The sequence below is a fragment of the uncultured Mobiluncus sp. genome, from assembly GCF_947254095.1.
Classification (GTDB): domain Bacteria; phylum Actinomycetota; class Actinomycetes; order Actinomycetales; family Actinomycetaceae; genus Mobiluncus.
In genome coordinates this window covers 115384-141536 of record NZ_CAMYBV010000001.1, presented here as the reverse complement: position 1 = coordinate 141536, position 26153 = coordinate 115384, and the positions used below count along the sequence as shown (strand labels likewise).

The 26153-nt window shown below is 55.2% G+C and carries 24 protein-coding genes; 16 read left to right on the top strand and 8 right to left on the bottom strand.

What is annotated here, in order from left to right; all coding sequences use genetic code 11:
* The first annotated feature begins 114 nt into the window (after positions 1 to 114).
* Both aspS and Q0X47_RS00605 read left to right on the top strand, forming a co-directional pair.
* Positions 115 to 1932, top strand: a complete 1818-nt coding sequence (aspS, locus tag Q0X47_RS00610; RefSeq protein WP_297721486.1) for an aspartate--tRNA ligase — start codon at positions 115 to 117, stop codon at positions 1930 to 1932.
* 100 nt (positions 1933 to 2032) lie between these two features.
* Positions 2033 to 2656 carry an L-threonylcarbamoyladenylate synthase gene (locus Q0X47_RS00605; protein ID WP_297721483.1) on the top strand — a complete coding sequence of 208 codons (624 nt, stop codon included), beginning with the start codon at positions 2033 to 2035 and terminating at the stop codon, positions 2654 to 2656.
* Between the two features lies 1 nt (position 2657).
* On the opposite strand, the gene Q0X47_RS00600 is transcribed toward Q0X47_RS00605, so the two are convergent.
* Positions 2658 to 5000, bottom strand: coding sequence for an MMPL family transporter (locus Q0X47_RS00600; protein WP_297721480.1), 2343 nt, complete (start codon positions 4998 to 5000; stop codon positions 2658 to 2660).
* A 50-nt stretch (positions 5001 to 5050) separates the two neighbouring features.
* On the opposite strand from Q0X47_RS00600, the gene Q0X47_RS00595 reads away from it, so the two are divergent.
* From Q0X47_RS00595 to Q0X47_RS00560, 8 genes are all read left to right on the top strand, one after another.
* Complete coding sequence (locus tag Q0X47_RS00595) at positions 5051 to 6388, top strand: replication-associated recombination protein A (RefSeq protein WP_297721476.1); 1338 nt, start codon at positions 5051 to 5053, stop codon at positions 6386 to 6388.
* Positions 6389 to 6527: 139 nt separating this feature from the next.
* Positions 6528 to 7148, top strand: coding sequence for a 30S ribosomal protein S4 (gene rpsD / locus Q0X47_RS00590; RefSeq protein ID WP_296182961.1), 621 nt, complete (start codon positions 6528 to 6530; stop codon positions 7146 to 7148).
* 119 nt (positions 7149 to 7267) lie between these two features.
* Positions 7268 to 7624 carry a DUF948 domain-containing protein gene (locus Q0X47_RS00585; RefSeq protein ID WP_297721473.1) on the top strand — a complete coding sequence of 119 codons (357 nt, stop codon included), beginning with the start codon at positions 7268 to 7270 and terminating at the stop codon, positions 7622 to 7624.
* An 8-nt stretch (positions 7625 to 7632) separates the two neighbouring features.
* Entirely contained in the window at positions 7633 to 7926 is a 294-nt protein-coding gene (locus tag Q0X47_RS00580) for a hypothetical protein (RefSeq protein WP_297721470.1), read from the top strand.
* 105 nt (positions 7927 to 8031) lie between these two features.
* Positions 8032 to 10719, top strand: coding sequence for an alanine--tRNA ligase (alaS, locus tag Q0X47_RS00575; protein WP_297721468.1), 2688 nt, complete (start codon positions 8032 to 8034; stop codon positions 10717 to 10719).
* Positions 10720 to 10777: 58 nt separating this feature from the next.
* Positions 10778 to 11239, top strand: a complete 462-nt coding sequence (ruvX, locus tag Q0X47_RS00570; protein ID WP_297721465.1) for a Holliday junction resolvase RuvX — start codon at positions 10778 to 10780, stop codon at positions 11237 to 11239.
* A gap of 21 nt (positions 11240 to 11260) precedes the next feature.
* Positions 11261 to 12739: an endolytic transglycosylase MltG gene (gene mltG / locus Q0X47_RS00565; RefSeq protein WP_297721463.1), complete on the top strand. Its 1479-nt coding sequence runs from the start codon at positions 11261 to 11263 to the stop codon at positions 12737 to 12739.
* A gap of 6 nt (positions 12740 to 12745) precedes the next feature.
* On the top strand, positions 12746 to 13588 hold the full coding sequence (locus Q0X47_RS00560) for a shikimate dehydrogenase (RefSeq protein ID WP_297721460.1): 843 nt from the start codon (positions 12746 to 12748) through the stop codon (positions 13586 to 13588).
* A gap of 29 nt (positions 13589 to 13617) precedes the next feature.
* Here Q0X47_RS00560 and Q0X47_RS00555 read toward each other — a convergent pair whose 3' ends face one another.
* From Q0X47_RS00555 to Q0X47_RS00530, 6 genes are all read right to left on the bottom strand, one after another.
* Positions 13618 to 14283, bottom strand: a complete 666-nt coding sequence (locus tag Q0X47_RS00555; RefSeq protein WP_297721458.1) for a hypothetical protein — start codon at positions 14281 to 14283, stop codon at positions 13618 to 13620.
* Positions 14284 to 14299: 16 nt separating this feature from the next.
* Entirely contained in the window at positions 14300 to 15385 is a 1086-nt protein-coding gene (locus Q0X47_RS00550) for a LacI family DNA-binding transcriptional regulator (protein WP_297721455.1), read from the bottom strand.
* Positions 15386 to 15411: 26 nt separating this feature from the next.
* Positions 15412 to 16917 (bottom strand): 4-alpha-glucanotransferase, encoded by a 1506-nt coding sequence (gene malQ, locus Q0X47_RS00545; RefSeq protein ID WP_297721452.1) that lies wholly within the window; start codon positions 16915 to 16917, stop codon positions 15412 to 15414.
* 8 nt (positions 16918 to 16925) lie between these two features.
* A complete protein-coding gene (locus tag Q0X47_RS00540; protein ID WP_297721450.1) occupies positions 16926 to 17834 on the bottom strand; it encodes a carbohydrate ABC transporter permease in 909 nt (302 codons plus the stop codon).
* Positions 17831 to 18676, bottom strand: a complete 846-nt coding sequence (locus Q0X47_RS00535; protein WP_282921610.1) for a carbohydrate ABC transporter permease — start codon at positions 18674 to 18676, stop codon at positions 17831 to 17833. Before Q0X47_RS00535 ends, Q0X47_RS00540 begins: the two co-directional genes overlap by 4 nt.
* 93 nt (positions 18677 to 18769) lie before the next feature.
* Positions 18770 to 20104 (bottom strand): ABC transporter substrate-binding protein, encoded by a 1335-nt coding sequence (locus tag Q0X47_RS00530; protein ID WP_297721447.1) that lies wholly within the window; start codon positions 20102 to 20104, stop codon positions 18770 to 18772.
* A 321-nt stretch (positions 20105 to 20425) separates the two neighbouring features.
* Between Q0X47_RS00530 and Q0X47_RS00525 the strand changes: the two genes are divergently transcribed.
* From Q0X47_RS00525 to nusB, 6 genes are all read left to right on the top strand, one after another.
* A complete protein-coding gene (locus Q0X47_RS00525; protein WP_297721444.1) occupies positions 20426 to 21109 on the top strand; it encodes a prepilin peptidase in 684 nt (227 codons plus the stop codon).
* Positions 21110 to 21148: 39 nt separating this feature from the next.
* On the top strand, positions 21149 to 22423 hold the full coding sequence (aroC, locus tag Q0X47_RS00520) for a chorismate synthase (protein ID WP_297721441.1): 1275 nt from the start codon (positions 21149 to 21151) through the stop codon (positions 22421 to 22423).
* Positions 22423 to 24033 (top strand): 3-dehydroquinate synthase, encoded by a 1611-nt coding sequence (gene aroB, locus Q0X47_RS00515; protein WP_297721439.1) that lies wholly within the window; start codon positions 22423 to 22425, stop codon positions 24031 to 24033. The genes aroC and aroB overlap by 1 nt, the downstream gene beginning before the upstream one ends.
* A complete protein-coding gene (locus Q0X47_RS00510) occupies positions 24030 to 24476 on the top strand; it encodes a hypothetical protein (protein WP_297721436.1) in 447 nt (148 codons plus the stop codon). Before aroB ends, Q0X47_RS00510 begins: the two co-directional genes overlap by 4 nt.
* Before the next feature lie 70 nt (positions 24477 to 24546).
* A complete protein-coding gene (gene efp, locus Q0X47_RS00505) occupies positions 24547 to 25110 on the top strand; it encodes an elongation factor P (RefSeq protein ID WP_297721433.1) in 564 nt (187 codons plus the stop codon).
* 71 nt (positions 25111 to 25181) lie between these two features.
* On the top strand, positions 25182 to 25757 hold the full coding sequence (gene nusB, locus Q0X47_RS00500; protein ID WP_297721430.1) for a transcription antitermination factor NusB: 576 nt from the start codon (positions 25182 to 25184) through the stop codon (positions 25755 to 25757).
* Positions 25758 to 25766: 9 nt separating this feature from the next.
* On the opposite strand, the gene Q0X47_RS00495 is transcribed toward nusB, so the two are convergent.
* A complete protein-coding gene (locus Q0X47_RS00495) occupies positions 25767 to 25985 on the bottom strand; it encodes a hypothetical protein (RefSeq protein ID WP_297721427.1) in 219 nt (72 codons plus the stop codon).
* Positions 25986 to 26153: the final 168 nt, after the last annotated feature.

The following is a 26153-nucleotide window of genomic DNA, read 5'->3' as shown; positions in this document are numbered from 1 at the left end:
TTCCAGGGTTTTCCCAAAGCTCAGATAGGCGTTAAACTTTAGAGAGCCCACTTTCTGGGTACGGGGTATTGCGCCCCGATTGACTTGAGACGAACTTTCAAAGGAAGGCATAAGTTGCTGCGAACTCACAAATGTGCGGAATTGAATCTGAACCACGATGGTCAGACCGTCACCCTCTGCGGTTGGGTGGATCGTCGCCGAGATCACGGCGGGGTGGCTTTCATGGATTTGCGTGATGCCTCCGGGATTGTCCAGTTGGTCGTCAGTGAAGAAGTGGTGCGGGAGGTTCGGAATGAATACGTGCTCAAGGTCACAGGCAAGGTGCGGAAACGTCCCGAAGGCAACGAAAACCCCGAAATCGTCACCGGTGATATTGAGGTCATGGCCGATGATGTCGAGATTTTGAATGCCTGTGCGACCCTGCCTTTCCAAGTTTCTGAACACGCCGAGGACTCCAATGTCGGGGAAGACATCCGGCTGCGTTACCGTTTCGTCGATTTGCGCCGCCGTCAGCTGCACGACAATTTGGTGCTGCGTTCGCGGATTTCTCAGATTGCCCGGCGGGTTATGGAAGAACACGAATTTATCGAGATTGAAACCCCGACTTTGACGCGTTCTACCCCGGAAGGGGCGCGTGACTTCGTCGTTCCGGCGCGGATTCGCCCCGGCTCGTGGTATGCCCTGCCGCAGTCGCCCCAGCTATTCAAGCAACTGTTGATGGTCGGCGGTATGGAGCGCTACTTCCAGTTGGCTCGTTGCTACCGCGACGAAGATTCCCGCGCCGATCGCCAACCCGAATTCACGCAGCTCGATATGGAAATGAGTTTCGTCGACCAAGACGATGTCATTGAGGTAACCGAACACCTGCTGAAAGAGATTTGGAAAGTTATCGGCTATGACCTGAACACTCCGATTCCGCGGATGCCTTTCCAGGAAGCTATGGATCGTTTCGGTTCGGACAAACCAGATTTGCGATTCGGCTATGAACTTGTTGATTTGACCGAATTTTTCAAAGACACTCCGTTTAAGATTTTCCAGGCGCCTTACGTGGGGGCAGTGGTCATGCCCGGTGGCGGTTCCCAGCCGCGCCGCACTTTTGACAAGTGGCAGGAATGGGCCAAAGCCCGCGGTGCGAAGGGCCTGGCCTACGTAACCTTGGACGAAACAGGTGCAGCAGGCGGTCCGGTGGCCAAAAATATTTCTGACGCGGAAAAGGCCGGTTTGGCCGCTGCCACTGGAGCCCAGCCGGGGGACTGCATTTTCTTTGCCGCCGGGAACAAGACCGCTTCGCAGACGTTGTTGGGGGCAGCTCGCCTGGAGATTGGTAAGCGCTGCGACCTCATCGATGAGAAGGCGTGGGCTTTCACCTGGGTGGTGGACGCGCCGCTGTTCAAGCCCTCCGGCGAGGCAGAAGCGGAAGGCGATGTGGCGCTGGGCCACTCCGCTTGGACCGCCGTTCACCATGCGTTTACTTCGCCGAAGCCAGAATGTCTCGATACTTTCGATACCGACCCGGGCAGTGCTTTGGCTTATGCGTATGACATCGTGTGCAACGGAGTGGAACTCGGCGGTGGTTCCATCCGTATCCATCGCCGTGACATTCAGGAACGGGTGTTCAAGGTCATGGGCTTCTCGCAGGAGGAGGCGCAGGCTCGCTTCGGGTTCCTGCTCGACGCTTTCAAGTACGGCGCTCCGCCGCATGGTGGTCTGGCTCTGGGATGGGATCGCATCGCCGGAATGCTGACAGGTTCCCCGTCTATTCGCGACGTTATCGCCTTTCCGAAGGCTGGCGACGGTTTAGACCCGCTCACCGGCGCGCCCGCCCCGATTACGGACGAACAGCGCAAAGAGACCGGCGTGGACTACGTGCCGGAAGACGACGAAGATGCGGAAGGCCCCGAGGAAGCGGAAGACAGCGAAAAAACGCTGTAAAACCCTTGTGAGGAAAAATTACCGCTAGTTTTATCTCCACAGCCGACTGTCCCCTCTAAAATGGATGGGACAGTCGGTAGCGTTTCACCAAGGGGGAACTATGAGCGCAAAAATTTTTGAACTGCACCCGGAAAATCCACAGGCTCGTTCGTTGAACCAGATTGCAGAGATTATCCAGGAAGGCGGCATTATGGCGTATCCCACAGATTCGGGATACGCGCTGGGATGTGCGTTAGCAAACGGGGCTGGTCTGGAACGCATCCGGAAAATCCGCCAGCTCGATGATAAACACCATTTCACCCTGGTGTGCCACGATTTCGCGCAGTTGGGTCAGCTGGTGATGGTGTCGAATTCTCAATACCGGATGATTAAATCGCTGACTCCGGGGCCGTACACGTTTATTTTGAAAGGCACCAAGGAAGTTCCGCGCGCTACGCTGAACAAAAAGAAGCACACCGTGGGCGTGCGGATTCCCGCGCATAAGGTCGCGTTGTCGCTGGTAGAAGCCCTGGGGGAGGCTATCTTGTCCTGCACCTTGCTGCTGCCCGGCGAGACGGAACCGCTGAGCGATCCGGTTGAGGTTATCGCTAAGCTGGGGCATCTGTTGGATGTTATCGTCGACGCCCCGATTGGCTCGGACCAGGCGACTACCGTCATCAACATGGAGGACGATGTTCCGGTGGTAACCCGGGAGGGCGCCGGTCCAGTTGATTTCTTGCTGTAGGTTATTCGCTAGCGCTCTCGTCGGTTGCACTGTGCTGAGAGCGCACAAGCGCGGGTGAGCCGTCTGTTGCGCTGGGATCGGGCGATTCCGGAATCTCGTCGGTCCACACCAAATCAGGGTCTTGCGATTTTTGGTCCGGGTAAGGCTCCAGCAGGGGAGAGAGGAACAGTCGGCTGAACAACACGTTGAGCAGCACCACAATAACCAGAGCAAAAGCCGACTGTTTCACGGGCATAGCGTTCATCGGCAGGAAAGCCAGGAAAATCGCCAGGTAGACCACAGAACGTGTCCAGAGCGCACCGCGAGTCTGGGTCAATTCGTTTAATAACGGGTCATCGTCCAGGTCCGCGAGTTCCTCAGGCAGATGGCGTTTCGATCTGTTCATGGCATAGAACTGGTAATCCAGGGATAGGGCGAAACCGAAGCCTGCCAGCAGAACTGCCACGTTAGGGTCGACCCCTCCGGAATGCGTCAGTTTGGGCAGGAAAGCGCCCCAACCGTCTTGGAACACTAAAGCCGTCAGTCCCAAAGCTACCAGCAGGTTCAAGGAGTTCAGCAAAGTCGCCCACAGCGCTGCCCAGGCACGCCTAGTGGCTCGCAAAATGACCAAGAAAGTTGCCAACACCATAACTCCAGCCAGCAGGGGAACGAACCTGATTAGCTGGGCGGCAAAGTCAACTTGGTTGGCGGCCTGGCCAGTAATCCATTTCGGAAAATCCGAAGACAGCTCGCGGATAGTGTTCACGATTTCGCCGGCTTGACGGTTGGTGACGCCCGGTTTCAAATCCACGTCCAAAACGCTATAGTCCCCGGCGATTTCGGTGTTTCCAGCAGTCATTGCTGCGACACCGGGGATTTTACCCACCGCCACCGACCAGCTTTGCATATTCGCGGCGGTAGTTTTCCCTAAAACCTGGATATCCGGGGTGGCCGCGGTGGTGCCGTAATGGGCGGCGCGCAGGGTTTCAAATTTCGCCGCATTCGTACCCGGAGGAAAAGTCGTTTGCCCCGAGGTGTGCCAGGTAATTCCAAAGGTAGGAATGGCCAGCACCACCAGAACGACCACCAGGACTCCGGTCAAAATCGGTTTGGCACGTTTCCGTGAGGCAAAAGGTGTCCGCAGGCGGGCGCCTAGAGAATGCAGCCGGGAGGAAATCACGGCGAAAGTCCGCCGATGCCATTGTGGACGGGGGTATTCCAGCCATCTGATACCGAGGTACAGTAGCGAGGGAATTAACGTGGTTCCAATCGCGTAGCACCCCAGAATGGAGAACATACTGACTAAAGCCACCCAGCGCAGGCTACTGGCCGGGAATATGGCTACCATAATCAGACCCAGCACAATTAGTGCCGTGGAAATGAGCATGGCCGGAGCCGAATGGGTGAAAACTTCGTCTAGAGGCGTGAGAGAGTCGCGCCGCTTGCGCAATCGGCGTTCGCGAGGCTTGGAGACACGTGGAATCTCGGTGGTGTATTTCACCACTGCTAAACGGGAGCGGCTGCGGCTGATGAGGAACACCGCATAACCCGTCACCACCCCTAGTGAAAGCATAGTGACCAGGGCAGAGTCGCCGGGAGCGGGCTTGACGATGAGGGAAGCCAGAGTGGCGATAGTCCGAGTCACAATCCATCCGCAAAAGCTCGGGATGAAAGCGAGCAGGGCCAGGCGCAGGCGTCCCATCGCCCCGAACAGCACCACGAATACCAGCAGCAAAGCAATGAGATTCGCCTTGAGAGAATCTTGGTGGGCGCTTGCGGCAACTTCTTGATTATTCAAGTCCTCATCCGTGACGATGCCTGTGGCGTGAGGCGCAAAAGAGCGCATATCTCCGGCAATTTCGTTCAAGGCAGTTTCAGTCATGGCGCGAATATCATCGGCGCGTTGGGGGAACTGGGTCAGGTCCAGCAGCACCACCATCATGAAACCGTGCTTGTCCGCGGCGATAAACTGGTCCATCAAAGTTTTCGCGTCGGGGTTATTAACATCGTCGCCTTTCGCAAACGGATACAGCACCCCTGCCGGAATAACGCCGGGAACCTCGCTGAAACTCGCCGCCGCTGAGTCCAGCACGTTCTTAACTTCCTTGCGCTGTTTGTCCATGTCCACCCCGGTGACGATGAGGTAAGCCTGATAGTTGGAACTGCGGCTGTCATTCAAGATTTGTGACGCGACGTAGGATTCCGAACCGGGGATAGAGACCAGACGGTTTTCCACACGGTTCCACATACTTCCAAAACCAAAACCGGTCAAAGCAAAGGCTGCACAGATGACTATCACCAAAGCCCAAATCAGCACCGTGGGCAGGGGGCGTCGATTTAAACGGCGATATAGTTTCAGGAACATGTTATGCATTGTCTCATACACTTTAGGGCATTTTTCACTAGGGTGGTCTCATGGACTTGTTTGATTCCTTGAGTGATACCGGCAGGGGGGTTCCGGAGTTTCGCCCGGACGCCCCTTTGGCGGTACGGATGCGTCCGCGTAGCGTAGAAGAACTGGTAGGGCAGTCACACCTGTTGGCGCCCAATTCGCCGTTACAGCGGCTGCTGCGGGCAGACACCGAGATGACTTCGTCTGTGATTCTCTACGGTCCGCCCGGAACCGGCAAAACGACCTTGGCATATCTGGTGGCGCAGGCAGGCGGCCGGGAATATGCCCAGCTTTCCGCCATCAACGCGGGAGTGAAAGAAGTCCGAGAGGTCATTAACGCGGCGAAACGACGACTGAGCCTGAGCGGTCAAGAAACCATTTTATTCTTAGACGAGGTTCACCGGTTTTCTAAATCACAGCAAGATTCGCTGTTGCCGGCAGTGGAAAATCGCTGGGTTATCCTGGTGGCCGCCACCACGGAAAATCCGGCTTTTTCCGTCATTTCTCCGCTGTTATCTCGGTCCCTGCTACTGACGCTGAAACCTCTCACGAACCAGGACATCGAAACCATCACGGACCGGGCTTTGGCGGACGAACGTGGACTGGCCGGAAAGTACACCCTGACCCCGGACGCTAGGGAAAGTCTCATCAGATTAGCCGGCGCGGACGGGCGCAAAGCCCTGACCCTGCTGGAAGCGGCCGCCGGGGGAGCCGATTCCCGCGAAGCCAGCGAAATTACTGAAGACGATGTCGCGGTGGCGGCAGACACGGCCGTAGTGCGCTACGGCATTGACGAGCATTACGATGTGGCTTCGGCGTTTATCAAGTCGATGCGCGGCTCCGACCCCGATGCCGCCCTGCACTATTTGGCGCGAATGATTAAGGCCGGGGAAGATCCGCGCTTCATTGCCCGCCGAGTCGTCATTGCGGCTGCCGAAGATGTCGGGCTGGCTGACCCTACCGTGTTACCCCTCGCGGTCGCGGCCGCACAAGCGGTGCAGTTGATTGGGATGCCGGAGGGACGGATTCCGCTGGCTGAGGCGGTGGTCGCAGTTGCGACGGCCCCGAAGTCGAATCGGGCGTATGTCGGCATCAATACCGCGATGGCTGACGTGGAGGCCGGCAATATCGGCACCGTTCCGACCTATCTGCGCGACCAGCATTATCCCGGGGCTAGTGCCGACAGGAAAGTTTTGGGTACCTATCAATATCCCCACGACGACACCCGCGGCATAGTCGCGCAACAATACCTGCCTGACCCGCTGAAAGACAAGATCTATTACGAGCCCTCCACCCACGGGTGGGAAGTCACGTTGGGAGAGCGACTGGCAAAAATACGCAAGATTCAAAAAATGCGGTAAGATAGCCAAGTTGCCCGGAGTCATGACCAACCCTCGGTTGGCTGATGTCCGGACACCTGGGGTCTTAGCCATAAAGGTGACCCCTCCCCGCCGAGATGCCCTCGCGGGGTGACTTTGAAATAAGACAGGAAGAATATAAATGGCAAACCGTTCTCGGAAAATGGTGCGTTTGTCGCGCGCCTTGGGGATGCCGCTGACCCCGAAAGCTAAGCGGTACTTCGAACGTCGTCCCTACGGACCTGGTGAACACGGCCGCGCCCGTCGCCGTAGCGAATCTGACTACGCGGTGCGTTTGAAAGAAAAGCAGCGTTTGCGTGCCCAGTACGCAATCCGCGAGGCTCAGCTGGTCAAAACCTTCCAGGAGGCACGCCGCATGGAAGGCCAGACCGGTGACAACCTTGTGGAATTGCTGGAAATGCGCCTTGATGCCCTGGTGTTGCGGGCCGGTTTTGGCCGCACCATGTTCCAGGCTCGTCAGGCGGTAACTCACCGTCACATCTTGGTTGACGGCAAGATTGTGGATCGTCCTTCTTACAAGGTACGTCCCGGTCAGACCGTCCAGGTCAAGCCGTCCTCCCAGGTCAAGGATCCTTTCGTGGTGGCTGCCCGCGGTTCTCACCGCGATGTGCTGCCTCCCGTCCCTGACTATATTAAGGTCGATTTGGAAAAGCTGCGCTTTACCTTGGATCGTAAGCCTAAGCGTGAAGAAGTCCCGATTCAGTGCGAAGTGCAACTGGTCGTGGAGCACTATTCCCGCTAAACATTTCAGTGGCCCCGGGATTTTCCCGGGGTCAATTGTTTAAAGTTAGAATACCTACGGTGTTTTTCGCGCAGACAGCACGAAAAATTTGGGTTGCTACACCGAGACAGGAGAATGACATGATTGGTGAAATTGCCGGGATTATTTCCGCCGTGGCTTTCGCGGTATTGGTGCTATTTTTGGCAGTGCCGCTGTGGAAACTGGGTGGGGTGTTTTCCCAATTGGAGCAATCCATTAAATCTGTCGCCGACGAAACGGTGGTGGCGGTCAAACAGGGACAGACGTCTTTGGATCAGGTCAATAACCAGTTGGAACGGGTTGATTCCATGACTTCGGCGGCGAATCGTTCTGTCGAGGATTTCTCGGCTCTGACGACCTTGTTTACAGCGACGCTGGGCCGGCCGCTGATTAAGGTCGCCGCGTTTAACTACGCAGTGCGTAAAGCCATGGGCATTGACGCTAAGAAAGCGAAGTAGGGGGAGAGATGTCGAATACAGCGAAAGCGGTCGGGACGACGCTGCTGCTTTCCGCGGGGGCGGCGCTGGCGGCTTACTTTACCGTAACCCCGTTCCGTCAGACCGTCGATCAGATGACCCAGCGGTTCCGTGCGGATATGTCACAGCGCGAGGAGGAACTCATCGAGGCTCTGAGCTCTAGTGATTCAGAAATCGAGCAGGCCCGCGACACTTGGCGTGCTCGAAAGGACGACGGTGCGGGTTTCAAGGTCGGACGCGGACGTCACCGTGACTCCACGCTGGACGACGACCTGGAATTTTAACGAAACTAACCGACAATAAACGAAAGCCGCCCGGCGCAAACTGACCGGGGGACCAGGACAGATAATCCCGGGCACTGCCCGGATACGAAGGAAAGATACAGATAGATGCGTACTGCGGAAGTTCGTCAGCGTTGGCTGGATTTTTTTGCAAAGAACGGTCATGAGGTCCGCCCCTCGGTGCCGCTCATTTCGCCCGATCCCTCGATTTTGTTCACCATCGCGGGCATGGTTCCGTTCATTCCCTACATCGTGGGAACCGAACCGGCGCCGTGGCCGCGAGCCACCTCGGTGCAAAAGTGTATCCGCACCAACGACATTGATGAGGTCGGTAAAACCACACGTCACGGTACGTTCTTTCAGATGTGCGGGAACTTTTCGTTCGGCGACTACTTTAAGGAAGGCGCGTCTCAGTACGCCTGGGACCTGTTGACCGGCAAGCAAGAGGACGGCGGCTACGGCCTGGACGGCGACAAGCTCTGGGTCACGATTTGGGAGCAAGACGAAGCCGCTTGGAACATCTGGACCCAGCAAATCGGTTTGGATCCCGCCCACGTCCAGAAACTTCCGCGCGAAGAAATCTTTTGGGATACCGGCCAGCCCGGCCCGGCCGGCCCTTGTGCAGAAATCCACCTAGACCGCGGACCTGAATACGGTCCCGAGGGTGGTCCGGAAGTCGACACGCAAGGTGACCGCTACCTGGAACTGTGGAACCTAGTTTTTGATGAATTCCTGCGCGGCGAAGGCTCCGGCAAAGACTACCCGCTGTTGGGCAAGCTCGACCAGACCGCTATCGATACGGGCTTGGGACTGGAACGTCTGGCTTTTGTCCTCCAGGGCAAAGACAATATGTATGAAATTGACGAGGTGTTCCCCGTCATCGAAGTCGCTCAGGAAATGTCCGGGCGCCGCTACACTTCCAGCCCCGATCCGATGGATGTGCATTTCCGTATCGTGGCTGACCACGTACGTTCCAGCCTGATGCTGATTGGCGATGGGGTTCGTCCCAGCAATGAGGGACGGGGCTACGTGCTGCGCCGCCTGATGCGCCGTGCGGTGCGTTCTATGCGACTCTTGGGAGTGTCAGAGGCAGTCATGCCACACCTCTTGCCGGCGTCGATGAACGTAATGAAAGCTTCCTATCCCGAGCTGGAAAAGGACTGGGATACTATCTCAGACGTGGCTTACGCCGAGGAGGACGCTTTCCGCCGCACCCTTGACGCCGGAACCGTCATCTTGGATACCGCGGTGACGAAGGCGAAACAGTCCGGCGCGGCTCTGAGCGGCGACGACGCCTTCCAACTGCACGACACCTACGGTTTCCCTCTTTCCCTGACGCTGGAAATCGCGGCGGAGGCCGGGGTCAAGGTGGACGAAAAACGTTTCACCGAGTTGATGAACGAACAAAAGCAGCGCGCCCGGGCGGACGCGGTGGCCAAGAAAACCGGACACGTCGACGCTCACGTCTATCACGAGTTGGCAGCGAAACTTGGTGAAAACAACACGGTGGAGTTCCTGGGGTATACCGAAACCAGCGCTCCGGCGCGGGTGGTTGGCATATTGCAGGACGGCAAACCGGTACCGGTCGCAACAGCCCCGGCTACCGTTGAGGTCCTGCTGGACCGGACCCCGTTCTATGCGGAGGCCGGCGGGCAGCTGGCTGACCAGGGCCAGGTGACTTTCGCGGGTGGCGGAGTGCTGGACGTGGCTGATGTGCAGGCTCCCGTGAAGGGACTGCCCATGCATCGGGGGACTTTGACGGAAGGTCAGGTTGCTCTCGGTGAGGACGCCCAAGCTACGATTGATGTTCAGCGCCGCGGCGCGATTGCCCGGGCCCACACGTCTACCCACGTCATTCACCAGATTCTGTTGGATTCCCTGGGGCAGGGAGCGACCCAAGCCGGGTCGGAAAACGCCCCGTGGCACGTCCGTTTCGATTTCCGCAACGCGAGCGCTTTGCCGGATTCTTTGGTGGCGGACATAGAGGCGGAGGCTAATGAACGAGTCCAGACCAATATGACTGTTACCGACTACCAGATGCCCATTGAGGAGGCGCGAAAGACCGGCGCCCAGGCCATTTTCGGGGAAAAATACGGCAAGATTGTGCGTATCGTTGATATTGGCGACGGCTGGTCCCGGGAGTTTTGCGGCGGCACCCACGTGCCGCTGACCGGGCATATCGGCTCTATAGCAGTGTTGGGAGAATCCTCGATTGGTTCCGGGGTGCGGCGTATCGAAGCCCTGGTTGGGAATGGTGCTTCTGGATTCCAAGCCAAAGAACACGCCTTGGTGTCTCAGATTAGCCAGTTGGTCGGGGCTAAGCCGGAAACCCTGGTGGAACGCATTACTTCCCTGATGGAACGCCTCAAGTCCGCGGAAAAAGAACTTGAAAAGACCCGTTTGGCGGCACTGCTGTCCAATCTGGACGACTACGTCAAATCTGCCGAAGTGCTGCGTGGCGTGCAGGTCATTCACCAGGTCGTCCAGGCTGGTTCTGTGGACGATTTGCGTCAGGCGGCTACCACTTTGCGCGGGCGGTTCTCTAATGCGGATCCGGTGGTGGTCGCTCTGGCGGCCGTTATCGGTGAAAAACCGATGCTGGTTGTGGCCAGCAACGAAGCGGCTCGCGACAAGGGCGTGAAAGCCGGGGCATTGGTAAAGGCCGGTGCCGCAGCCATGGGTGGTGGTGGCGGCGGCAAGGACGACTTGGCGCAAGGCGGCGGAGCCCCTGCAGGCAAACCCGAAACCGGTTTGAATGCTGTAGTGGCAGCGCTGCAGTCGGTACTCGCGAAGTAGACAACTGCCGGTTGGGCTTCGCGCCGAGTCGGCACGCGGAAAGGGGATAGCGCAGAGTATGCTTGCCGGAAACTTTCTCGCCATTGACGTGGGTAAGGTGCGTGTGGGTGTGGCCCGTTCGGTAGCGGGGACTTCCCTAGCGTTGCCAGTGGAGACCTTGCAGGTGCAGCCTGACGGTTCCGAGCTGGACGAACTGGTGGACATTATTGCGGAAAGTGACCCCCAGGCCGTATTTGTGGGCTTGCCGAAACTGATGAGCGGCAAAGAGGGCGAGGCTGCCCGGATGGCACGGTCTTACGCCCGGCGTCTGGTCAGGCGGCTCGGCGCACTGCCGGTGCATCTCATCGATGAACGATTGAGCTCGGCTGATGCCCACGCCAAGCTGCACGAGGCCGGGGTCAGTACCCGTCGCCAAAAGCAGATGGTTGACCAACTCGCCGCTGTGACTATCCTCACGCGAGCTTTAGAAACTTTGACTCAAACAGGGAACTTACCTGGCGAGTTGGTTATCATTGAGTAAACCACGTAACGAGGGAAGTACATGGCAGACATTGAAGATTTAGAATCGATGGGACCGCGACGCCGACGCCGGTATTTAGCTCAACAAGCTCAGGCTGCGTTGAGCTCGGCTGACTCTCAGGCTCCCTCGACTCCGGCACTTCCCCAAGATGCGCCACTCCCGCAAACCCCCAATTCCGCGCCAGTCCCGGTCGCACCCCCGAATGTCGCGGTTGAGCCGACTCCGCGCCCACTTCCCAGCCGCCGCAGCCGTGACGAGGAACCTGACACCCCGTCTTTTCCGCGCGTAGCCTCGGTAGCACCCCAAGCCGCGGACGCGACCTGGGAATCCCTGCTGCAGGACACGCAGGTTGCCCCCGCCGAGCAACCCGAAGTCGCCGTGAGCGAACATCATCGGCGTGACAAACGTTCTCGAGTTCGGCGCCGCAAAACTATGCGGAATCGTACGATTATTATCCTGGCGATTGTGGTCGCGCTGCTGGTGGTGGCCATCGTTTTTGGTGCGATTATTTTCAATCGTTGGCTCAGCGCTAAGGGTGCCGACTATGAAGGCAGTGGCACCGGCCGGGTGATGGTGACCGTTCCCGAGGGCGCCCTGGGCTCTGATATCGGCAACATTTTGGCAAAAGCGGAGGTCGTAGCGTCCTCGCAGGCGTTCTTTAATGCGTGCCGGGACCAGGAAGCGGCCTGTTCTGCGATTCAGCCCGGAACCTATGCGATGGCCAAACATATGTCTGCCGTCAATGCTTTGTCCATCTTGATTGACAAAGCGAACCGGGTCGATGATCAGATTACGATTGGTCCGGGTTTGACAAAGTGGCAGGTCAAAGAGCAACTGGTGACGACTGCCGGTTTCAGTGACGCTGATGTGGAGGCGGCTTTCGCCAACGCGCCAGGACTGCCCAAGGTTGCCGGTGGAGACATCGAGGGGTGGCTAGCTCCCGGAACTTACCTGGTGGGACCCGGTCAGGACGCGACCGAAACAGTGCGCCAGATGGTAGCCGCCAATGTCAAGCGACTGCGGGACGCGGGAATTCCCGAGGCCCAGTGGGAGACGTTCCTGACCAAGGCATCTATCGTCCAGCGTGAGGGCAGCGACCTGCAAAAACAGGACTACGCCAAGATTGCACGAGTGTTAGAAAACCGGATGGACGCCAGCAAGGAAACCGTCGGGTTCTTAAATATGGATTCCACGGTTATCTACGGTTTGGGCGAAGCCTCGAAGTCCCGCAAAATTCCGACCGCCGCCGAGGTCGCTGACGCTTCGAATCCGTACAATACCTACCGCCACAAGGGGCTGCCGCCGGGTCCTATTGGGGTCGTAGGCCAAGATGCTTTTGACGGCACCCGCAACCCGCCACCGGGGGACTGGCTGTACTTCACGACGGTGGATTTGAACACTGGTGAGACTCGTTTCAGCGCGACCATGGAGGAACAAAAAGCCAACGTGGAGCTGTTGAAACAGTTCTGCAAGGACCACCCCGATATTTGTAAAGGGTAGCGTGCCATGCCGTACTGTCTGGTTGTGGGGGATCCAATTGCGCATTCTTTATCTCCCGTCATCCACTTGGCGGCGTATCGTGAACTGGGTTTGAACTGGGATTTTCGCCGCCAGCGCGTTCGGTCGGGAACGCTCAAAGGATTTCTGGCCGCGGCAGATCCTCAGTTGCGTGGCTTGGCGGTAACCATGCCTTTGAAACCGGAGGCTCTGCAGGCTGCGACTTTTGCTGACGGCTTAGCCAAAGTTACCGGCGCGGTGAACACCCTGGTCCCCGCCGCGGGAGGGGATTGGACCGGATTCAATACCGATGTCCGAGGTATTGTCGAGGCTTTTCGCCACGACGGCCCGACAAACCCGCCGTCCGGGGCCAGCGCGGTTATTTTCGGTTCGGGTTCCACAGCGGCTTCGGCGCTGGCGGCTTTCACGGAGCTGGGAATGAAAGAGCTGACGGTCGTCTCTCGGACTACTGCCCAAACGGGCGCGGCTTTTCAGGCGGCGCAACGTATGGGCTTGAGCGCCCGAGCGGTGGCGTGGCAACAGGTTGAGGCCGTCAATCGGACGCTGAGCTCGGCAGGACTGGTGATGAGTACGGTTCCCGCCCCCGCCCAAGACGCCCTGCCCCTGTCACAGCTACAGATTACTCCTCACACCGTTTTCCTAGACGCGGCGTACGCGCCGTGGCCGACCCCGCTTGCCAGTTGGGCACAGAGGTGTGGAGCGCAGGTCATTCCCGGATGGGAAATGCTGTTGCACCAGGGCGTCGCCCAGGTGAAATTGTTTACTGGGCAGGAAATTGATGCCGCAGTTTTACGTCCAGCTTTGCTGAAGAATATGCCCAATCGACACTGAAACTGGGCAGTGAGGGCGAAGCCAGACATTTAGGACATTAGCGGTCGTGTTGGGACACCGTGTTCTGTCCAATAACCGCCTAGAGGTTGGTGAATCAGTAGAATTATGAGATAAACACCAAAAGATACGCCAAAACAGATTAGCCAAGTCGCTACTTGCCAAAACAAACTGGGAAAAATCATCATTATGAGGACTGGGACGGCGATTACAGTAATACAGACGACGGTACGACCCAAATAGTGAAAAGAGAGCAACAAGCAGGCACGTAGGTAATCAAGAATCTCAGCTGAGGCAATTTTCCTTTTCGCCAGCATCGGCCAAATCCACGCATTTACGCTCAATACTAGGAATACCGCGAGGCAGAGCAACGCCCCCCACAGGAGCTTGAATACCCCAGACTTGAGGCTACCCAGGGCATAAAATTCCCAAATCACCAAGGCAAAAAACAGTATGTCAACGAACCATAGCAACGTAGCTATCAACCAATTTTGCCTGATTGCTGTCCATACTGAGCGAAAACTCGCGGTGTTGTTTTCAATGAGGGATAAGTTGATGGTAAACAGCATCAACAATGCCCAACCACCGGTGAGGATTAAGCCTAGACCCAACATGGCTGCCAAGTTAGACAAAAAAACCGTGACGATGAAAGCTAGAAGCTGGTTCAGACGAGAATCTGGCGCGAACGGGTTTGCCATGAAAGACTATGCCTCACTATCTGTTCTCTCTAATATCAGAAAGCTGCACAGGGACAGCAGTAGTACCTTTCGGTAACAGGTGACCAGGTACGATGATATGTTGGGGCTGCTCCCCATTGAACTGAGAGAATAATAAATCGCAGGTGATTTCGGCAATCTGATCAGCCGGTTGATTAACAGTCGTGAGAGCGGGATAGACGTAGGAACCCAATGGAATTCCATCGAAACCGACAATCGAAATATCTTGAGGAATACACAGATTCATTTCTCTGGCCGCTTGCATTGCTCCGATTGCCAGCACATCGGCGATGGCAAAAATGGCAGTGATATCAGGGCATTCTTGCAGCAGTGCACGGGTCATTCGGTATCCGTTTTCAAACGAATAGGGGGAATCTTCGGAGTTGTCAAAAGACCGCACCCATTGGGGATGTGGTCTTATACCGTGTTTGCGTAAGGCGTCGTAGTATCCAGCCAGACGGAGAGAACCTACGGAATTATCCAGAGAATCTGAACCAATTATGCCTATCTGACGATGTCCTAGCTGATAGAGATAATCGACTACGCGACCGGCTTCTCCATAGTCGTCAATGGCAACCGAAGCGTAACGTTCACGATGCGCGCTGTCTTTCATACTGACCGTAGAAACCACGAAAGGAACCGAAAGTTTCTCTAAATCATCCACGCGATGTTGGAAATGCCCACCCAAGAAAATGACGCCGAGAGCGGAATCTTCATCGACTGTTTGAATGGCATCTCTCAGCTCATCGGACCAGTGTGGAACCGAGACGATGTTGACTTGATATTCGTGGTTGCGGATAGCCCTCTCTAACTTATCCAAAATTCGTGCAAACAGGGGATTCTCTAAACCCTTGATGACAACTGCTATCGAGCGGTTTGAGCTGAGCTTTAAAAACCGCGCGTGACGATTGGGCTGGTATCCCAAAGTGGCAGCGGCTTCTTCAATACGTTTACGTGTCTGTGCAGAGACACCCTCTTGACCATTAAGAGCTCGGGAGACAGTGGCTATACCGACCCCGGCTGCTCGTGCAACGTCTTTGATATTTGCAACTTGGTGTTTATCCGGGTAATCCGCAGGTAACATGGCTCCCATTCTATTCGAGATGATGGTCAGTGCTGGGTATGATGCGTACCCGGAGCACGTCCAGAGATGGCAGTAAGCTGTGCAATTTCATCCCATGGATATGCATTCCAGTCGGATTGCGACAATCGCCACCCCCAGTTGCCCCGCATTTGCCCCGGAGTGTTTATACGAGCCGAGCTGTCCAGCCCCAAGTAGTCCGCAGCGGGGATAATGCAGGTATCCGCCACGGAGGTCATTGCCAGGGCTATGAAGCACTGGGGCATGTCCTCAATTGCGGTGTGGGAAGCTCCGCAGTAGATTCTGGCCAGTTTTTGATCTTCTGGGGCGAGACTGGCAAACCAGCCTTGCAGCGTGTCGTTATCGTGAGTTCCTGTATAAACAACCGAATTTTTCGGAATTTCATGAGGCCAATAATCTGCAGGTTCGCGGCTGTCGAAGGCAAACTGAATGAGTTGGATGCCTGGTTGACCCGTCGCATTGCGCAGGTCTTCAACTGCAGAAGTCAAATATCCGAGATCCTCAAGCACCAATGGTAGCGTGCCCAATTGCTTTTCTAAAGCTGTGAAAAAGTCAATGCCCGGTCCTGGTTCCCAAGTTCCCGCCACCGCACTGGTCGCGTCAGCAGGAATGGCAAAATACGACTCCAGACCGCGAAAATGGTCGATTCTCAGGATATCTACGCGTTGTAGCTGGAGACCGACGCGTTCCTTCCACCAGGAAAAGTTGGAGCGTTGGTGCGCTTGCCAGTCATAAAGTGGGTTTCCCCAAATTTGACCGGTAGCAGAGAAACCATCCGGAGGTACTCCAGCCACTTTTTTGGGATAAAAGTCGGAACCCAGTTGGAACAGTTGCGGATTAGCCCAGGTATCTGCGGAATCGAGAGAGACGTATATGGGTATATCTCCCAGAATTTTGATCCCTTTACCGGTTGCGTAGTCGTGCAGTTCGTTCCACTGGGTTTCAAAGACCCACTGGCAAAATTCGTGAAATTCGATTTCTTCACGCAAATCTGCAGCAACTCGAGCCAAGGCTTGTGGTTCACGATGACTTAACTCTTTCGGCCATTTTTGCCACGGTTTGTGCTTAAATTCATGACTGAGTGCCAGGAACAAGGCATAATCTCGAACCCAGGGATTGCTGGCGCGAAATTGTTCAAATGAATCGCGTGAAACATGTGAGCAAAACGTAGCGTAAGCATAGCGCAGTGCCTGGTGCTTTGATTGGCTTACTGCTGCATAATCGATATAGGGGGATTGAGCCCCCCAATCCAAATCTTGCAATTGAGAGGCTTCAATCCACCCCCTTTTCACCAAATTGTCTAAATCAATGAAGAGGGGATTTCCGGCTTGGGCGGATTGGCTTGAATAAGGCGAGCCGCCATATCCCGGAGGGCAGAGGGGTAAAATTTGCCAGATACGTTGATTCGCTTGGGCTAAAGCATCGATGAAATGATAGGCAAAACTGCCCATTGAACCCATCCCGTAGGATCCGGGTAGGGAGAACACCGGTAGCAAGATACCAGCTTGCCTCATTCGCATAGTTAGCCCTTCACCGCTCCAGCCACAACACCTTCAATGATGTACTTCTGTGAGAATAGATAGAAAACCACGATGGGAATGATTGCCAAGACAAGCATAGCCATCATCGCTCCCATGTCGTTGGAGCCATGGGAACCAACTAGCTGTTGTACTACTACGGGAATAGTCTTGTAGGGAGTGGACAGACCGATTACCAGGTATGGCAACAGGTAGTCATTCCATACCCATATGGTCATCAGGATCGATACGGTAATCGTTACGGGTTTCAACATTGGCAGAACCACCAAAAAGTAATTTCGCAGAGGTCCACATCCATCAATCATGGCAGCTTCTTCAACATCTATGGGAATACCCTTGATAAATCCAGAAAAAATGAATACTGAAAGTCCCGCACCGAATCCCAGGTACAACAAAATCATGCCCAGGGGATTAGCTAAACCTAATGAATCGGCAATTTTTACGGTTGGAAACATGACCATCTGAAATGGAACCACCATAGAAAAAACCAGTACCAAATAAATCAGATTGGTCCACCAGCTTTTCACCCGCGTGATGTAATAGGCGGTCATCGCTGCAAAGAATACAATGATGATTACGGAAAAAACCGTGATAAAAGCTGACCAGCCAAAAGCTGAGAAAAATCCGGTGGCTGCTAGCCCTTGCACATAGTTAGTAACTCCCGCGAAGTATTGTCCAACGGGAAGTGCAAACGGTGCGTCGGAAATAAAGAAACGTCCCTTAAAGGAGTTCATGAGTATGAACAATAACGGACCGATAAAAATGACTGTGAGAATTGTCAGGAAAATATAGGTGATGAATTTACCGACAGTTACGCCGCTTGAGTGAGCGGTGGTCGTCGTGATCTGGTTCGTGTGGTTGCCAGGCGCAGAAGTCAGAACAGGAGTGCTCATGACTCAACCTCCTTTGAGCGGGTGATGCGTAGTTGTAAGAATGCGATTAAAGAAACAATGAGGAAGAAAATGACAGCTTTGGCTTGACCAACGCCTTCGAAGCCAACCTTGCCGAAGAAGGTGTTGACGATGTTTAGAGCAGCCATTTCTGTTTGTTTCAATGGGGCGCCGTTGGTTAACGCCAAGTTTTGGTCAAACAATTTAAACGAGTTACTCAGAGTTAAGAAAGTACAAATTGTGATGGAAGGCATAATCATCGGTAACGTCACGTGCCGGATAACCTGCCAACGACTGGCACCATCAATTTGTGCAGCTTCGACTAAATCTGGAGGAACTGATTGCAAGCCGGCAATATAAATGACCATCATATAGCCAACCTGCTGCCAGTTTAACAGGAGTATTAAACCAAACAGACCAAGTCGTGCATCGGAGACCAGAGTAGTGTCGAAGTTCCTCAGTACTGCATTGATGATAGTTTGCCAAGTATAGCCCAACACGATACCACCGATGAGGTTCGGCATAAAAAATACAGTACGGAAAAAGTTGGTTCCTTTGAGCTTGCGAGTCAACAGATAGGCGATAGATAAGGCAAACACGTTGACAGTAATGATTGCTATAGCCGTGACTAATACTGTGAACCCCAGAGCGTGGACAAATCCCTGACGTTCACTAAAGGCTTTGATGTAATTTTCTACTCCGTTGAAAGTAGCGTTAGTTACCGTGGTGAACTTGCTGAATGAAAGGTAAATACCAATAAAGAATGGAGCCAAAAAAGCGATTGTAAATGCGAGCAGAGTGGGACCGGTGAATACTAAACCCCATCGTTTAAGACTTTGTTCCATGATTATCTCTTTTAAAAATTGTGTATTTGTGGCATCGGTGAGGGGCGAACATGCCTAGGTTAGAAGCGTTCGCCCCTCACCGGAATGTGACTATTAGGATTGCTTCTCAGCAGCCCAGCCCGTCTTGAACATTTTGACTACCGCATCCCACTTCATCTGACCGGCGGCATATTGGGACAGCGCCTGGCCAAAGTCGTCCTTAAAGGTTTGGCTCGGGAACGTAGTAAATACCCACGGGATGGTCTTAAGTTCACTGTTTGACATGTAAGAAACAACTTCCTTTGCCAACGGATCAGCGGGCTGTTCGGCTTCGCTAAAGGTGCTGAACGGGGGAATGAAGCCAAGCTCGTCGACCATGAATTTCTTGCCACCATCGGAGGAAATCAACCAGTTCACGAAATCTATCGATGCCTTTTGATCAGCAGGTGAGGCTTGGGAGTTAATTGAGAAGAAGTTCTCAGTACCGATGTTCAAGCCCTGAGTTTCCTCTCCGGACTTGCCGGTATAGATGGGGAGCATCTTAACGTCTTCAGCCTTAACCGTGTTTCCGGCAACTTCGGAAATCTGACCATATGCCCAGTTACCATTTTGCACCATTGCGGCTTTACCCAGAGCGAATTCTGCCATTGAGTCAGTCACAGCTTTGGAACTTGCCAAAGTCGGCGCAATTGTGGAGTTGTTCAGGTAAAGGTCAAAGATGTTCTTGTACTCCTTGTTGTACTTGAATTCCAACTCATCCATGTCCTCGGTGTCATTGTCCTGGTATTCAAAGTAAACAGGTAAATCCGCCAAGTGAGTCTGCCAACGCCAGTCCTCACCGGGTTTTAGTGAAGTGGAGGCAAATACCCCATCAATGCCTAAGTCTGCCTTTTTAGCTTGCATGTCTTCAACCAGGGTCTTGAGGGTGTCGAAATTCTTTACTTCCTCCATCGAGGTGACCTTGGCGCCGGGCAGACCAAAATATTTGTTTAAGATTGATTGGTTGTAGATGATCCCGTATCCTTCTACCACATAGGGAACGCCGTAAATCTTGCCGTCTTCTCCGACTGCCATCGACTTATCCAATAGGTTGTTGTAGAAATCTGTGGAAGAGAGGTCTGCAGTGTAGTCTTTCCACGATTGCATACCAATCGGACCGTTAATCTGGAACAGGGTCGGAGCTTCTTTCTTGGTCACCTCTGCCTTAAGAGTTTGTTCATAGGTGCCGGATGCTGCTGTGACAACCTTTACCGGAACGCCAGTCTCGTCGGTGTAGGCCTTGGCAATTTTTTGCCAAGTTTCGTCTTGCTCAGGTTTAAAGCTGAGGTAATAAACTTTACCCTTGCCGTCATCGGCGGCGGTGTTATCAGAGCCACCGCAAGCGCTCAGGGTCAGGGTCAAAGCGGTTGCCGACAATAAGGCGGCGATTTTTGTGAATTTACTTGCCATTTTTTCTCCTAGCGTCCGCTCCGCAGCACCGGTGCTGGGGAGTCGTTACGGAAACGTTTCCGTATAGATAAAGACTACATTTCACCGTGATAAAAAACAAGCATTTGAGAAAAGTTTTTTTAAGATTCGCCCGTTTGGTCGCACGAGTCCTTGATGCCTTGATGGTGTGGGAGCTACGTGAAGGCTCTGGCTCTCCATGCACAATTTTTGAGAAAACAGCACCATCTTCACGCTTTACTCAGCTAAAATAGAAGCAATTTACAGTTGTTGCTCAGCCAAAATACGGGCAGTGATTAAGCTTTTTCTCAAGGAGGGGGAGGGATGCTCTGGCACGTTCTGGCGTGGATTCTCAGCGGAATCTGGGGTTACACGGTGGGCGCGGTCACGACCAAAATTTTGCGCCAGCGTCGCATCGAATTGCCGGACCTGTTTTACCTGCCGTTTCCGCTGTGCCTGACCTTGGCTACGGTCCTCCTCAATGTTATCCAGTGGCTTATTCTCAACTATTTTTCCCACGGTCTGTGCTTCACCCATTTCCTCGTCACCTTGCCGGTGTACCTGGGTACCGCCCCATTCTGTGCGTTATTCCTGACTGATGCCCTCTACCGGCTGCTGCCTAACCGTCTATTGGGGTTGGGGGCCGCGATGCTTCTACCTGTACTGACCATTGTCACTCTGATTCGCCATGACACCGAGGCTCTGGCGAGGATCTGGGTTTTGGGTCTAGCTATGGGGCTGGTTTTGGCTCTCGCCACGCATTTTGGTTTAGGGATGGGAGATGTCAAGCTCGCGGCGCTGCTCAGCGCATGGCTAGGTCTTTATAACTGGTTCGCGCCCCTAGCGATGCTGCTACTGGCCTCACTCTTGGGCGGCGCGTTTGCCTTAATCCAGGTCATCCGTAAAAAACTTGATTTAGATAAAGACATTGCTTTCGGCCCGTGGCTCATCACGGGCGCCTACATCACGTGGGTGGTGTATCTGCCCTTGATATTGGTGGGCATCTAGCCGCTTTCTCACCGTCCAGGCCGAGTAACCCGGTTCGGGATGTGTGGCGAAATGTGGCAAGATGAGCTCATGTTGGATTGTGTCACTGCCGGGGAATCACACGGCGCCGCCCTGATAGCCGTACTCAGTGGACTGCCGGCAGGGATCGAAATCACCACCGATACCCTGACCCAAACCCTGGCCCAGCGGCGAAAAGGCTACGGCCGGGGAACACGTCAAAACTTCGAGCAAGACGCAGTGACCATCCTTTCGGGGCTGCGCCACGGCAAAACGCTGGGTTCCCCGATTGCTGTCGAGATTAAAAACACAGAATGGCCTAAGTGGCAGACGGTCATGAGCCCTGACCCGGTACCTTGTCAGGCGCTGCTGCGAGACGCGGGTCGTGGCGACGAGCGCGAAGTGGCGCGAAATCTTCAGCTTACGAAACCGCGGCCGGGACACGCCGACTTTGCCGGCATGATGAAGTACGGATTCACCGATGCCCGTAACGTGTTGGAACGTTCCTCCGCTCGGGAAACGGCCGCCAGAGTGGCGCTGGGGGCTTTTGCACAAGCGTTGTTGGATCAGGTCGCGGGGATTCGTTTAGTGTCTCATGTGACCTCCGTCGGTTCAGTTTCGGTTCCTCTGGACGCGCCGATGCCGCAGCCGGAAGATGCGGATTATCTTGACAATGACCCGGTACGTTGCCTGGATGCGCATACGGCGGAACAGATGGTGCAGGCTATCGACCACGCGCAACACACGGGCGATACCTTAGGGGGAGTAGTCCAGGTCATCGCCTACGGGGTGCCTATCGGTTTAGGGTCTCACGTGAGCCGAGCCCGCCGACTGGACGCGCGTCTGGCCGCCGCCCTCGTCTCTATTCAAGCCGTAAAAGGGGTGGAGATCGGCGCGGCTTTCCTGCAAGCCTCCCTGCCGGGCAGTCAAGCCCACGACCCTCTGTACCGCGGTGACCAGCCAGCCGACGCAAACACGGGCTTGGGAACGGTAACGCGACCTACTAACCTGGCGGGCGGCATCGAAGGTGGGATGTCTAACGGCAATCCGATTGTGGTTTCCGCCGCTGTGAAACCTATCTCTACCGTTCCCCACGCCCTGCCGACCCTGGATTTGGCTGATGGTAGCGTGGCGACCGGGCTGCACCAGCGTTCGGATACGACCGCGGTAGTGCCGGCTGCCGTCATCGCCCAAGCCGAGGTAGCACTGGTGTTGGCTGACGCTCTACTGGAAAAAACAGGCGGGGACTCGGTGGCGGAATGTTCGCGAAATTTGCGCGCCTACCTCGATGAAGTGACGCAAAGGACGACTTTCTGATGACGCGCAAAATCGTTCTGATGGGATTGCCCACTTCGGGCAAATCGAAAACTGCCGGGATTCTGGCTCAAATTTTGCACACCACCTGGATTGATACCGACCTGGAAATTCAGCAGCGTTTCGGTCAATCCATCCCCTGGATCTTTAAAGAACTCGGAGAACAGGGCTTTCGCGCCCTCGAATACACGGTGGTTCGCGACGCGCTGCGGGGCTCAGCCCGGATTGTTTCCCTGGGAGGCGGCGCCCCGACCTACGCCCCGACCCGCGAGCTACTGAGCGAACACACCGTTTACTACCTGAAAGCGGACCCGGACTTCCTGGTGAATCGCCAGATTCAACGCTCCGAACGCTCCGGCCAAAAAAAGGACGCCCAAGTTCGTCCCCTGTTGGCGGGAGACCTGCGAGAACGGATGCATGAGCTGTATCGGGAGCGAAAAGACATCTATGAAAGCACCGCCACGGTCATTATCGATGCGCAGTGTAAACGCAGCGAATTGGCTGGGGAAATCATTACTTATGAAGAACGCCAGGGTGACTGTATCTGGGTGTCCACCCCCGGCCAGCCCTACGCCGTGAGCTTTGGTGAAGACCTAAACGCACAGGTCGCGGCCTTGATGAAGGCGCACACGAAAAAAGTCTTGCTGCTCAGCGCGCCAGCGGTAGCCCCGGCGGCGAACAGTTTGGCGCAGCACTTGGATTCATTGGGTAAACAAACCACGGTGAAAGTGCTGCCTGACGGAGAAGGTGCGAAGCAGCTCCCGGTGCTTTCCGAAGTGTGGGAGGCGGCCGCCAGCGCGGGTCTGGAACGCCGCGATGCGATTGTGGCTCTCGGCGGGGGAGCCACCACTGACCTGGGAGGTTTCGCAGCGGCGACCTGGTTGCGTGGCATTGACCTCATCACGGTGCCGACGACTTTGCTGGCGATGGTTGACGCTGCTATCGGAGGCAAGACCGGCATTGACTGGAGCACCGGGAAAAACTTGGTCGGGGCGTTTTATCCTCCTATCGGGGTGGCGGTGGATTTCACGACTTTGCGAACCCTTTCGCCAGACCACCTGCGAGAGGGGCTGGCAGAGGCTCTGAAGTGCGGGTTTATCCGCGACCAACAGATTTTGGACATTGCCCGGGATCACGCGTCGGCACTGCTGGACCCGGATTCCTCCTCGCTTCGAGACATTATTCGCCGGGCCGTCACGGTGAAATCCGACGTGGTTTCAGCCGATTTGTATGAGTCGGGCCAGCGGGAATACTTGAACTACGGACATACTTTGGCACACGCCATAGAACGGGTAGAGAACTACCGTTTCCCGCACGGTTTAGCGGTTTCTATCGGGATGGTGTTTGCGGCAAACCTGGCCGCAGTGCTGGGGCGGGGGCCAGAAAATCTGGCCGTGCGCCTGCGTGACCAACTGGAAGCAGTCGGCTTGCCCACTACCTATACCACCCACACTTTCGCGGAACTGTTACCCATCATGTTTAGCGATAAAAAAGTTCGCGGCGGGCAGCTGCGGTTCGTCCTGCTGGAAGATTGGGGCAAACCCGTGGTTGTTCCCGTCGCCGATTCTGCGGCTCTGGCTAAAGCTGCCCAAATGACTGGAATTCCCCAGTGAAACTGCACTGTTCGTTGGCTTTAGTGTCCCTGCCGGGAGCCCGTCTGAGCCAGTTGGCGCAGACGATTTCACCGGACGTTGGTCTGCCCGTGGCTTCCGGTTCAGGCCTCGATACCTGGTCGCCGAGTTGTGCTCCCGCCATTTTTGTGTTGCCCTCTGACGTGCTCGAGACCGGTTCATCCGCCCTGGTCGAGGACTTTCGACAGGACGGGAATCCGGTAGTTTTCCTTGATTTACCCTGGGAACAGTCGTGGCAGGCCGTAAACCCGGAGAAACTCAGTGACCCTAACGGCCTGCCTTGGCGCGCGACCTATCGCCGCCTGGCCCAAAACCGTCGGGAGGATTTGATAGCGCACGCCGACCACACGGTTCGAGCCGAAGGGACTTTCACAGAACTGGCGCAACGGCTGTTGAAAGTTATCGCTGAAAACGGCTGCAGTTAGCCAACGGCCCGCTTTTTCGGTAGACTGTTTGAGCTGATTTGCTAACTGTTAAGACTGTGAAGGATGAAACGTGGCAACGACTAATGATTTGAAAAACGGCTTGGTGATGAAGATTGACAACCAGTTGTGGCAGGTTGTCGAATTCCAACATGTGAAGCCCGGCAAGGGGCCGGCTTTCGTGCGCACCAAGATAAAAAACATCCTTTCGGGCAAAATCGTTGACCGGACCTTTAACGCGGGACTAAAGATTGAAACCGCTACTGTGGACCGCCGCGACATGACCTACTCTTACAACGACGGCACCGACTACGTGTTCATGGACGAAAAGACCTTTGAAATGGTCAACGTGACTCCCGAAATCGTCGGGGATGCCGCGCACTTCCTGCTGGAAAACCAGAAATGCATCTTGGCTTTCAACGAAGGCAACGTTTTGTTCATCGAACTGCCGGCCTCGGTCGTCTTAGAGATTTCGCACACGGAACCGGGCTTGCAGGGTGACCGCTCCAATGCGGGCACCAAGCCGGCCACCCTCGAGACGGGTTGGGATATTCAAGTGCCGCTGTTCCTGAATATCGGCGACAAGGTGAAGGTCGATACCCGCACCGGCGAATACATCTCGCGGGTTACCGATTAATACTGCAGTGGACGCGAGTCGGGGCGCAGGCTTCCGGCTCGCGTTACGCATTTTGCGAGGGGGACGAGACAGTGGGACATAAATTGCCGCGGCGCACGCGGGAGCGGGTTCGGGCCGTTGATGTGCTTTATGAGGCGCATGTGCGAGGCTGGGACACTCCCGAGGGTATATTTTCTCTGGCGCAACTACGTCAGGACGAGACTACCGCGCAGACCCCGCTGCCGGCCTATGCTGTCGAAATTTTGGAGGGTGTGGCCGAGCATTTAGAGCGGATTGATGCGGCTTTGGCGACATATTCAAAAGCGTGGCCGCTGCAGCGGATGCCAGAGGTGGACCTGGCTATCATGCGGGTCGCGGCTTGGGAGATTTTGTTCAATCCCGATGTGGAAGGAGCCGTAGCCATCACTGCCGCTATGCAAATCGCGGAGGAACGTTCTACTGACGAGTCGCCGAAGTTTATCAACGGTCTGTTGGGAGCCATCAACGATATGAAAGATGCGTTGAGCAAAACCGAGTCCGACCAAACTTTGAGCGGCGAGGCGATTGCCAAACTGGAGTCTTCGGTACCGCAGAGCTTTGATACCGCAGCAAAAACGGCCGCAGCGGGCGGCGTTTTGGAACAGATTGATTTAGACACCCTGGAATAGAGTCTGCAGTTAATCTCGATTCATCATTTCGCGCAGGATATCTGCGGATTTTTCCGAGTTGTCCAGAGTTTCGTTGATGGTTTTGGCTTTCTGTTGTGCCTTGACCCACTTTTGGAAACGAGCAGCGGCCTCTGGCGAGTTGTCGGGTTGCGTGACCTCTTGGCTCAGCCCCGGCGTGTCCTCGTTGCCGAATAGAAGCTGCATTAACAGCTCGCGTTTTTCGTCCATGTCTTTATTATCGGCGATTTTGCCAGGAGTTTAGCCTGAAAACGCTCGGTGTTGAAAATTTCGCGTGTTTCTGCTTTTTTCCCGAGAGTTCCAGCATTCCCGACCCGATTTGCGCCGGCACGGGCGGGGGATTCGGAGGTAAAGAAAAAAACGTGTACTATGGAGTCG